Below are 9,270 nucleotides of genomic sequence, written 5' to 3'. Positions count from 1 at the left end.
CCCGTGGCGTCCGCGCCGCTTGAGGGCGAGGAGCGCGCCGAGCAGGATGCTGCAGTCGCCGCCGAGGACGACGGGGAAGCGACCGGTGTCGAGAACGCCGGCGACCGCGTCGGCGAGCCGGACGGAGTACTCCGCGATTCCGGCGCTGTTCAGGACCCCGGTGTCGGGATCACGTCCGGGGACGTAGGCCGGCGGTTCGACCCGGCCGGCCCGCACCGCCCCGGGGCGGTCCAGCAGACCGGCATCGAGCAGGGCCGCCGGCAGCTCCTGCACGCCGGTCGGTCGCAGTCCCAGCACGGACGGCGCCTCGATGATCGCCAGTTCCTGCACGTCACAGCCCCTTCGCCGATGGGCGGTGGCTCCACAGTCCATCGTCCCGCAGAACGCGGCCCAGGCCCAGCCGACTCGGGTCAGCCGGCCGTCCCGTCACGTCGGCAGTACAGGAACAACTGGGGCTCGGGCACGGCATCGGGGTGAGCGGGAGTGAACAGCGCCTCGTCCTGCCGGAGCACCCTCAGGCCCGCCGCGCTCACCATCGCGGTGAAGTCCTCCGCGGCGAAGCTGGTCACCCGTACCGGCTGCCCCATGAAAACCCCCTCGACGTCCTCCACATCGAGCGGCACCGTGGCGAGGACGATGTGACCGCCGGGCCGCAGCGCCAGCGCCAGTCGGCGTACGAGGGCGGACTGTTCGTCGCGGGACATCTGCAGGAGTGAGAAGTACAGGCAGATCGCGTCGAACGAGCCGTCCGCGAGCCGCTCCTCGCGGATGTCGGCGCACCGGAAGGAGGCGTCGGGCACCTGCCGGGCCGCGAGGTCGACCATCACGGGGGAGCAGTCGATCCCGAGCACGTCATGACCCGCCCCGGCGAGTGTCTGCGCAGTGGGCCGCCCCGTCCCGCTGCCGACGTCCAGCACCCGGCTCCCCGGCTCCAGTCGCCCGAGCAGCCACGCCAGCGACGCCCGGTGCGGCTCCGATCCCGCGAACGCCGCCTCGTACGCAGCCCCGATCGCGTCGAACACGGCAGCCGCGCGCGGCCGGTGGTCCCCGTCGGTCACGATGCTTCCCTTCGTCACGCGTGCGGCCGGTGCCGGGCATCGTTCCACCCATGCCCTGTGGTGACAACGGGGGCAGTCCCGGGGCCGTGCGCGGCTTGCGGCCGTAGCCGGGGTCACGGCAGGGTTCGGTGGCGTGACCACCTTGCTGATCGTGCATCACACGCCGTCGCCCAACTGTCAGGCGATGCTCGAGGCCGTCATCTCCGGTGCGACGACCCCGGAGATCGAGAACGTCCGGGTCGAGCGACGGGCGGCACTGTCCGCGACGGCGTCCGACGTGCTGTCCGCCGACGGGTATCTGCTGGGTACACCGGCGAATCTCGGCTACATGTCCGGCGCCCTCAAGCACTTCTTCGACCAGGTCTACTACCCCTGCCTCGACGAGACACGGGGGAGGCCCTTCGGCTACTACGTGCACGGCGGCAGCGATGTCACCGGAGCGGTGCGCGGCATCGAGTCGATCACGACCGGCCTGGGCTGGCGGCGTACCGCCGACGCGGTGACCGTGACGGGGGAGCCGGACCGGGCCGACATCCAGGCGTGCTGGGAACTGGGGGCGTCGGTGGCCGCCGGACTCATGGAGCCGTGACGATCGGCCACCTCTTCGTCGCCCCGGTCATTCCGTGACCCGACTCGCCTCGGCCACCGGTCGCGGCACCGGGTACCGGTCCGCCACCTGCACCATCAACAGCAGGAGCAGCGCGGCGAGCGAGGCCAGCGACGCGCACACGGCGGTGAGACCGGCGCTCCAGGGCGGCGCCAGTGTGATGTGCAGGGCCCGGGACAGCCCGGCCGAGTGGATCCTGCCCTCGAGCAACCCGGCCGCCGCCAGCGTCGCAGGCAGGGCCACACCCGCCATCAGCATCGGCACCGTGGTCCGAAGAGCCAGCAGGACAGCCAGCACCACGCACGCGCCGGACACCCCGAGTGTGGTCACGTAGACGCTGGAGGTCGTGCCCTGACGGTGCAGCGGGAAGCACGCGGCGCCGCACACGACGAGGGCCGCAGCGGCCAGCCAACTCGGCCAGAACACAGGTCTCTTGGGCGGGGCAGGGGGACGGTCGCGCCGGATTCGGACGGTTCGCCTTCCGCGAAGTCCGAGGATGAGTTTGCTGTCCGCCGCCGGGAACACGTCGGGAGCGGGCGCGGTGGGGGCGCTCGCCGTCGCGTCCTGTGCGGCGGACCCGGATATCTGCTCCGGCTGAACCCCGTCCGGTTCCGGGACCTGTTGCTGGGCCAGCCGTCCGATGAGCTCCACGAGTTCCTCGACCGGCCGGCCCGTGGCGGCCGCCCGCACCGCTGCCTGTCCGCAGTGCGGTTCCAACGGCGTCTGGTGCAGCAACGCCATCAGACGTGTGACGTCCTCGACGCACCGGCCCTCGACCGCCGCGCGGATGGTTTCGTCCGCGCTGTCGGCCTCACGTGGCGGCCGGGTCAGTTCGGCGACCAGCCGGGCGACGTCGTCCACCGAGCGGGTCACCGCGACGGCCCTCAGGACGGCGACGACCGTCTGTGCGTACTCGGGTGACTCCTCCATCAGCGTGACGAGCCGGACGACTTCCTCCAGCGGCCGAGCGCTCACGGCGGCATGGACGAGGTCGAGGACCGGATCGCCGTACGAGCCTCCGCCCGCAGCGCCCTCCTCCGCCCGGGGTGCCATGGGGAGTTGGGGAGTGCTGTCGTCGGAGTGTCCCGTGGGACCGGCGGGCCCGGTGTTCTCCTCGGGTCCTGGGCCGAGCGCCGGGGCCGGGCCGACGGCCGGGGTGGTCCCGGACAGCGGTTCCGCCGAGGGGATGGCCTGGGTGAAGGCTATGGCGGGCTGATTCGACTGGGATGGTGAAGAGCGGGTGGTCATCCTGGGCTCCATGGGAGAGGTGCGGCCGCTCCTGCGCCAGCGCGACGCGCGTTGTACCGTCCCATTCCTAAGGCCCCGTCGGCTGCCTCGCCACTCGGGTGCAGCAACCGTGTGATGCCCCGATGGGGTGTTCGGTTGTCCTGCGTGCCGGGCCGGATCTGTGGCCGAGGCCACGCCGCAGATGAGATCCGGGCCATGTGGTGCCGGCCCGGCCGCGGGCTACCGTTTGCACACCCCCTGCTTCCCGCAAACACCTCGGACGGCCCGGCAGTGCTCGTAGACCTCTCCCCGCTCATCGCGGCGACCACCCAGTGGCTGACGCGCGCCTACCCGGCGTCCGGCGGTGCCCTCGCCTCCGCCCTGTGCGAGGTGCAGGCACGGCAGGCCGTGACGGTCGCGGCGTGGCTGCGGTATCCGACGCAGATGGACGCCGCGCTGGTCGGGATGGCCGGGCCCGGAGGCTCGGCGCGACTCGACTGGATCACCGGCGCGGACTCGGACGGGGTACAGGACCCGGAGGGTGATGCCTGGCGGACCTGGGTGGACGAGGTCGTGGCGAGCTGGGCCGCCTGCCTGCTCACGGACGCCGAGCTGGCCAGCCTTGCGGTGGCCGCGCTCGCCGACGGCGGACACACCGGGGACACACCGGTCGAGTTCCGGCGCCTGATCGCGCCCGACGAGCAGGACCGGCAGGCCGCGGCCCTGCTCCGACACCCCGACCTGCTCGCACCCGTGGCCGAGCTTCACCAGACCCTCCTTCTGGACCGCCTGGGACCAGGACAGGCACTCACCGCCTGAGGCCGACGTGGCGGTGACGCCGAGGGTGGGGCGTCTGGGGCCGTCCCGCAGGCGCTCAGCCTGGGACGGCCGGGGCAGTCGCTCGGCGGCTGAGGCCGGCCCTGCGGTGACGCAGGTGCTCAGCGGCCGAGGCCCCCCGTGGTGACGACGCCTGTGCGGCGACCCGCGTCGTCAGTCCGGCTTGCCGCGTCCCGTCAGTGTGTCGCGCAGCCGGTCGACCAGCCCGGCACCCGGCGCCAGCAGCTTGTTCAGCGGAGGCGTGTCCGGGGCCGACGGATGCGGACGGGTCGGCGCCAGCATCTTCGCCTGGCGGACCTTGTCGCCCAGGTCGTCGAGCGCCTGCGGCGGACACGCGGCGCGCAGCTTGGGGAACAGGTTCTGTTCCTCGTCGGCCACGTGCGTGCGGACCTCATTCATCAGCAGTCCGATGAGGCGGTTGAACTCCGGATCGTCCGCCTCGCAGCTCTCCAGGTCCTTCATCAGCTGTTCGGCCCTGGAATGGTCCTCGATCTCCTTGTCGGCCAGGGCGTCCCCGCCCGGCACGTGCTCCCGGACCGCGGGGTAGAGATAGGCCTCCTCGGCCACCGAGTGCCGGACCAGTTCCATGGTGACCTGGTCGGCATGGAGTTTGCGGTCCTTGTCACCGGGCGGCAGCGCCTCGATCCGGCCGAAGAGCTCCTCGACCTCCCGGTGATCGGTCACCAGCTCGTCGATGACGTTTCCACCATGTGCCATGTCCATCGCCCCCAGCGTGGCTTCGGCGGTTCCGGATGACTCCCGCCACTGCCTCCGAGTGCCCTGTGCCCCGGGGGCCAACCCGCTCGGTCCGCGCCTCACGCCCGCCAGCTGTACCGCCGCTCGGGCCGCCCTGCCACCCCGTACCGCAGCGACACCTCGGCGTTGCCGGTCGTGTGGAAGTACTCCAGATAACGGCGCGCGCTCACCCGGGAGACGCCGGTCAGGGAGGCGCACTCGGTGGCCGAGAGCGTGCCGTCGGCGGAGCGCAGGGCGCGTTCGACCAGGTCGGCGGTCTCGACGCTCATCCCCTTGGGCAGCGCACCGCCGGCCGGCGCCGGTGCGCTCGCCCCGGCCAGGACCCGGTCCACATCGGCCTGACCACGTACGACGGTGGCCAGCAGGCGGCCGCGCTGGGCGACGTAGCGCTCCAGGCGGGCCCGCAGGTCCTCGAACTCGAAGGGCTTGAGGAGGTAGTCGACCACGCCGTGCCGTACGGCGCCGCGCACCGTGTCCGCCTCCCGCGCGGCGCTGATGACCATGACGTCGCAGTCGTGGCCGGCGGTGCGCAGCCGTGGGATGACGTCCAGGCCGAAGATGTCCGGCAGGTACAGGTCGAGCAGCACGAGGTCGGGGCGCAGTTCGTCGACGGCGTCGATGGCCTGCTCGCCGTTGCTGGCGACGCCGACGACCCGGAACGGCGGGACCCGTTCGACGAAGGTGCGATGGACCCGGGCCACCATGAAGTCGTCGTCGACGACGAGGACGTCGATCGCGTCCCCCCTACCGGACGGTTCCGTCGTGCTGGTCATCGGCCCGCTCCTTCCGCCACCGCGTCGGTGAGGTGGCTGACGGTCATGCGTGCGGTGAACAGGGCACCGTCGGGGGTGTTGGTCACCGAGATCTCGCCGCCGTGCCGCTCGCAGACCAGCCGGGTCAGCGCCAGGCCGATGCCGCGCTCGCCCTTCTGAGCGGCCTTGGTGGTGAAACCGTGCGAGAACACCTCCCGTGCGAGGTCGGGCGCAACACCGGGGCCGGAGTCCCGTACCGCGATCTCGACGGTGGAGGCGTCCTGCCGCAGTTCGACCTCGACCCAGGCCCCGCGGTCACCGCCGTCGCCCGCTGCGGCCGCGTCCACGGCGTTGTCGACGAGGTTGCCGACCACCGTGGCCACATCGGCGGCATCCTCCGGGGCGAGCCGGCCGAGCGCGGTGTCGTCCGAGATCCGCAGGCGGACCCTGCGTTCGGCGGCCTGCGAGGACTTGGCCATGAGCAGGGCGGCCACCGCCGTGTCGCGCACGCGGCGGCTGAGCGTGACGTCCAGCGACTGGCGGCGCTGGTTCAGCGCGCGGATGTAGCGCACCACCTCGTCCTGTTCCCCGATCTGGATCAGCCCGGAGATGGTGTGCAGCTGGTTGGCGAACTCGTGCGCCTGCGCCCGCAGCAATTCCGAGGAACTGCGGAAGGAGCCGATCTCCCGCTCCAGCCGGGCCAGTTCGGTGCGGTCCCGCAGCGTGGTGACCGAGCCGAGGAGCCTGCCGTCCTTGGTCACCGTCATCCGGTTCATCACCAGGACCCGGTCGTGCCGGATGACGACCTCGTCGCGCTTGTCGGCCGGGCCCTCCCGGTCTCCGGCCAGCACGTCCCGCAGCCGCCCCTCGATGCCCAGGTCGGCCAGGCTCCGGCCCACGCAGTCCTCGGGCAGGCCGAGCAAGCGCCGGCCCATCTCGTTCACCAGGGTGAGCCGGTGCTGCGGGTCCAGGGCGACGACGCCCTCGGCGATCCCGTACAGCATCGCCTCACGATGCTCGGCCAGCCCGGTGATCTCCAGGCCGAGGGTCTGGCGTTTGACCCGCCGGGCCAGCAACAGGGAGCCGGCCAGACCGAGACCGCTGGCGACGCCCAGGTAGGCGAGCAGATAGGAGGAGGCACCGCTGAGCCGCTGCCACACCGTCGGAGAGGCCTCGCCGATCATCACCGTGCCCAGCTGCCGCCCGAGGTTCTCCCGCGTGGCCCCGAGCACCGGCACCTGCGCCACGAGCTCCCGTACGCCGTCCACCTCCAGCTCCCCCGACCAGCCGCGCCCCGCGACGGCGCCCTCGCCCAGCGGCAGCGCGTCGCCGGTCACGGTGGGATTCGTGGAGCTGACGATCCGGCCGTCCGCGTCGGCCACCGTCACCGAGGTCACGCCGGACTGGGACTGCGTGGAGTTGACCAGCGGCGCCAGGGCCTCCCGCGGCAGTGGCGCCACGAGCTGGCTGCGCACCAGGGGATTGGCGGCCAACTGCTCGGCCAGCGCGCTCACCCGGCGGCCCTCGACCCGGTTGAAGGTCGCCTCCGACTGGGCGAGCGAGACCGCGGCGACCGCCAGCAGCACCACCACGACGATGGCGAGCTGAAGCACCAGCATCTCGCCTGCAAGGGTCTGGCGACGGAAGGTGGCGACCACGACGGACTCGATCTCTGACAGCGGAGGGCTCACGGACGGGGCTGCCTCATCATGGCGTCCACCTGCGCCGGAGGAAAGAGATCGGTCGGCAGCCCGCTCGCTGACACAAAGACCAAAACCTCCGTTGGTTCCGGAAGCGAGACAGGCCGTCGACACGCAGGCACCATGTGGCCCACATCACCCTCCCCCACAGGGCCTTCCCGAACCGCATCCACGAACCGACAGGTGGTGGCACCAGTGCGCCTGCGCACCCCCCTCGCCCTGCTCGGGGCCGCCGTACTCCTGCTCCTGGGACCGCCCCTGCTGAGCACCGGCAGCGGCGCCGAGACCGGCACACAGATCCCGGGACTGCGCTTCATGGTCCCCAACACGCCCGGCGGCGGCTACGACATCACGGCCCGCACGGCCGCGAAGAACGCCGAGGACGCCGGTCTCACGCCCAACGTCGAGGTGTTCAACCTGCCCGGCGCCGGCGGCACCGTCGGCCTGACCCGCCTGGTGAGCGAGCACGGCAACGGCAAGCTCGCGATGTCGATGGGGCTCGGCGTCGTCGGCGCCGTCCGCTCCAACCACGCGCCCAAGACCCTCGCCGACACCACCCCGATCGCCCGGCTCACCGAGGAGCAGGACGTCGTCGTGGTCGCCAAGGACTCCCCGTACAAGACGATCGACGACCTCGTCGACGCCTGGAAGGCCGCCCCCGGCAAGCTCCCCGTCGGTGGCGGATCCTCGCCGGGCGGACCCGACCATCTCGCGCCGATGCTGATGGCGCGGGCCGCCGGCATCGCCCCGAAGGAGGTCAACTACATCCCCTTCGACGGCGGCGGTGAACTGCTCGCCTCGATCCTCGGCAACAAGGTCGCCTTCGGCGTCTCCGGCGTCGGCGAGTACCTCGACCAGATCAAGGCGGGAGAGCTACGGCTGCTCGCGGTCACCGGCCCCGAGCGCGTCGACGGCCTCGACGCGCCCACACTCCAGGAGGCGGGTTACGACGTGAACTTCACCAACTGGCGCGGCATCGTCGCGCCGCCCGGTCTCTCCGACGCCGAGCGCGACAAGCTCGTCCGACTGATCGAGAAACTCCATGACTCCGCCGAGTGGCAGGCGTCCCTGAAGCAGAACGGCTGGGACGACGCCTTCCTCACCGGCGAGAAGTTCGGCGCGTTCCTGGACGCCCAGGACAAACGCGTGGTCTCGGTACTGAAGGAGCTGGGCCTGTGACGACGCAGACCACCGACATCCCCCCGGCGCCCGCGCCGACGCACCGCTCCTGGTTGCGCGACCACTCCGAACTCGGCGTCTGCGTCCTGCTGCTGATCCTCGGCGTGCTCGTCCTGACCGACGCCCTCACCATGGACGTCGACATCGCCCAGCGCGGCCCCGTCGGACCGAAGACTGTACCGATCGTCGTGGGCGCCGTGCTGCTGCTCATCGCCGCCCTGCTCGCCGTGGACGTTCTGCGCGGCGGCCGCGGCCAGGCCGAGACCGGCGAGGACATCGACCTGTCCGAACCCGCCGACTGGCGCACCGTGCTGCTGCTCGCCGGAGTCTTCCTGGGCGCCGCCGTCCTGATCGAACCCCTCGGCTTCCCCATCGCCGGCGCCCTCCTCTTCTGGGGAGCCGCCTTCGCGCTCGGCAGCCGCCACACCGACCGTGACCCGCTCATCGCGGCCGGCCTCTCCCTCGTCACCTACGTCGTGTTCAACAACCTGCTCGGCGTGCCGCTGCCCGGCGGCCCCCTGATGGGAGTCCTGTGAGATGAACGCCCTCGACTCCCTGCTGGACGGCTTCGGTACGGCACTGACCCCGCTCAACCTCCTCTGGGCCGCCCTCGGCGTGCTCCTCGGCACCGCGATCGGTGTACTGCCCGGCATCGGCCCGGCCATGGCGGTGGCGCTGCTGCTCCCCGTGACGTACGGGCTGGATCCCATCGGCGCGTTCATCATGTTCGCGGGCATCTACTACGGTGCCATGTTCGGCGGTTCGACGACGTCGATCCTGCTCAACACCCCCGGAGAGAGCGCCGCCGTGGTCGCCGCCATGGAGGGCAACCCGATGGCCAAGGCAGGACGCGGCGCACAGGCGCTGGCGGCCGCCGCCATCGGCCACTTCGCCGGCGGCATGGTCGGCACGATCCTGCTGGTCGCGCTCGCGCCCACGGTCGCCGAACTCGCCGTCGACATCGGCGCCCCCGACTACTTCGCCATCATGGTCCTCGCCTTCATCGCGGTGACCTCCGTGCTCGGTTCGTCCCGCATCCGCGGGCTCGCCTCCCTGCTGATCGGCCTCACCCTCGGCCTGGTCGGTCTGGACCAGATGACCGGGCAGCAGCGGCTCACCTTCGGATCGCTCCAACTCGCCGACGGTATCGACGT

11 protein-coding genes are annotated in these 9,270 nt (G+C 71.8%); 5 read left to right on the top strand and 6 right to left on the bottom strand.

Going from position 1 to position 9,270, the window contains the following annotated elements; translation table 11 throughout:
- Together ACTWQJ_RS39010 and ACTWQJ_RS39005 are read right to left on the bottom strand one after the other, a co-directional pair.
- Window positions 1–330 (bottom strand): arginase family protein (locus tag ACTWQJ_RS39010; RefSeq protein ID WP_443311172.1); only part of this gene is annotated, 330 nt, incomplete at its 3' end.
- Between the two features lie 80 nt (window positions 331–410).
- Window positions 411–1,058, bottom strand: a complete 648-nt coding sequence (locus ACTWQJ_RS39005; RefSeq protein ID WP_443311171.1) for a class I SAM-dependent methyltransferase — start codon at window positions 1,056–1,058, stop codon at window positions 411–413.
- A gap of 133 nt (window positions 1,059–1,191) precedes the next feature.
- Between ACTWQJ_RS39005 and ACTWQJ_RS39000 the strand changes: the two genes are divergently transcribed.
- Window positions 1,192–1,647 carry a flavodoxin family protein gene (locus ACTWQJ_RS39000; RefSeq protein ID WP_443311170.1) on the top strand — a complete coding sequence of 152 codons (456 nt, stop codon included), beginning with the start codon at window positions 1,192–1,194 and terminating at the stop codon, window positions 1,645–1,647.
- 27 nt (window positions 1,648–1,674) lie between these two features.
- Here ACTWQJ_RS39000 and ACTWQJ_RS38995 read toward each other — a convergent pair whose 3' ends face one another.
- Complete coding sequence (locus ACTWQJ_RS38995; protein ID WP_443311169.1) at window positions 1,675–2,913, bottom strand: hypothetical protein; 1,239 nt, start codon at window positions 2,911–2,913, stop codon at window positions 1,675–1,677.
- A gap of 270 nt (window positions 2,914–3,183) precedes the next feature.
- On the opposite strand from ACTWQJ_RS38995, the gene ACTWQJ_RS38990 reads away from it, so the two are divergent.
- Entirely contained in the window at window positions 3,184–3,711 is a 528-nt protein-coding gene (locus ACTWQJ_RS38990) for a hypothetical protein (protein WP_443311168.1), read from the top strand.
- 171 nt (window positions 3,712–3,882) lie between these two features.
- Here the strand turns inward: ACTWQJ_RS38990 and ACTWQJ_RS38985 are convergent, their stop codons facing one another.
- From ACTWQJ_RS38985 to ACTWQJ_RS38975, 3 genes are all read right to left on the bottom strand, one after another.
- The gene (locus tag ACTWQJ_RS38985; protein WP_443311175.1) at window positions 3,883–4,446 is read right to left on the bottom strand and encodes a hemerythrin domain-containing protein; all 564 of its coding nucleotides are present in this window, start codon (window positions 4,444–4,446) and stop codon (window positions 3,883–3,885) included.
- A 98-nt stretch (window positions 4,447–4,544) separates the two neighbouring features.
- On the bottom strand, window positions 4,545–5,258 hold the full coding sequence (locus ACTWQJ_RS38980; protein ID WP_443311167.1) for a response regulator: 714 nt from the start codon (window positions 5,256–5,258) through the stop codon (window positions 4,545–4,547).
- The gene (locus ACTWQJ_RS38975; protein WP_443311174.1) at window positions 5,255–6,895 is read right to left on the bottom strand and encodes an ATP-binding protein; all 1,641 of its coding nucleotides are present in this window, start codon (window positions 6,893–6,895) and stop codon (window positions 5,255–5,257) included. The genes ACTWQJ_RS38980 and ACTWQJ_RS38975 overlap by 4 nt, the downstream gene beginning before the upstream one ends.
- Before the next feature lie 237 nt (window positions 6,896–7,132).
- Between ACTWQJ_RS38975 and ACTWQJ_RS38970 the strand changes: the two genes are divergently transcribed.
- The 3 genes from ACTWQJ_RS38970 to ACTWQJ_RS38960 form a co-directional block, all read left to right on the top strand.
- Window positions 7,133–8,116 (top strand): Bug family tripartite tricarboxylate transporter substrate binding protein, encoded by a 984-nt coding sequence (locus tag ACTWQJ_RS38970; RefSeq protein WP_443311173.1) that lies wholly within the window; start codon window positions 7,133–7,135, stop codon window positions 8,114–8,116.
- On the top strand, window positions 8,113–8,652 hold the full coding sequence (locus tag ACTWQJ_RS38965; RefSeq protein WP_443311166.1) for a tripartite tricarboxylate transporter TctB family protein: 540 nt from the start codon (window positions 8,113–8,115) through the stop codon (window positions 8,650–8,652). Before ACTWQJ_RS38970 ends, ACTWQJ_RS38965 begins: the two co-directional genes overlap by 4 nt.
- Before the next feature lies 1 nt (window position 8,653).
- Window positions 8,654–9,270 (top strand): tripartite tricarboxylate transporter permease (locus tag ACTWQJ_RS38960; protein WP_443311165.1); only part of this gene is annotated, 617 nt, incomplete at its 3' end.

Source organism: Streptomyces sp. KR55 (genome assembly GCF_052245645.1).
Taxonomy (GTDB): domain Bacteria; phylum Actinomycetota; class Actinomycetes; order Streptomycetales; family Streptomycetaceae; genus Streptomyces; species Streptomyces flavusporus.
Note: the sequence above shows the minus strand (reverse complement) of the source record. Positions and strands in the feature narration are given on the sequence as shown.

Excerpts from the sequence above, each read along its gene's own strand:
- ACTWQJ_RS38995 (WP_443311169.1), bottom strand. The coding sequence starts at position 2,913 with ATGACCACCCGCTCTTCACCATCCCAGTCGAATCAGCCCGCCATAGCC.
- ACTWQJ_RS38985 (WP_443311175.1), bottom strand. The coding sequence starts at position 4,446 with ATGGCACATGGTGGAAACGTCATCGACGAGCTGGTGACCGATCACCGG.
- ACTWQJ_RS38980 (WP_443311167.1), bottom strand. The coding sequence starts at position 5,258 with ATGACCAGCACGACGGAACCGTCCGGTAGGGGGGACGCGATCGACGTC.